This window comes from Aeromonas sp. 600774 (assembly GCF_049175075.1).
Taxonomy (GTDB): Bacteria; Pseudomonadota; Gammaproteobacteria; order Enterobacterales; family Aeromonadaceae; genus Aeromonas; species Aeromonas veronii_A.
In genome coordinates, this window is record NZ_JAAKUJ010000037.1 from 1 (window position 1) to 617 (window position 617).

Consider the following 617-nt stretch of genomic DNA (forward strand, 5'->3'; position numbering starts at 1 on the left):
CTAAAGCTGCTTGACGAGCGTCAGGTAGACATAGCGGTATTGAGCCCATCGGACGCACGTAGAAGTAGTTATTTGTTTAGCCGCGCCTTTGTACCGGATCCTTTAGCTTATGTTGTAGGAGTCAGTCACGAGGCAACGGTGCCGGAGACGTTACTTAAAACCGGTACGGTTGCGATGGTAAAGGATTTTATTTCCGAACAGGCGATTGAGGAAGAGTATGGCCAGTTGAAGGCCAAGCAGTTCGATCGCATCGAAGATGCATTGCGTTGTGTGGCAAGCAAGCTTTGTGATGTGACCGTGCTTCCATTGCGAGTTGCCAAGTACTACATAAATAGCAAGTTTCAGGACAGCCTGTTCATTACGGGTGAACTTTTTGAATCTATTCCAATAAGCGCAGCTTTTGCTGTTCCCCCGGAGCGCCGGATTTTAAGGGACATCCTGGATCAAGTGATAGCCATGATTCCGCCGGATGAGCTGGAGGGCCTTTCCAATCGCTGGCGCGTCAGTACCCAACAGGAGGCAATAACTTGGCAGGAACTAGTGCGGGAATTTGGCGGCATCATCGCCTTGATCATGCTGCTGACTATCTGGATTGGTCTGTGGGGTCTATCCCTGCA

The 617-nt window shown here is 50.2% G+C and carries 1 pseudogene; it reads left to right on the forward strand.

What is annotated here, in order from left to right:
• Nucleotides 1–617: pseudogene (locus tag G5171_RS20280) on the forward strand (histidine kinase); the annotation flags it as partial.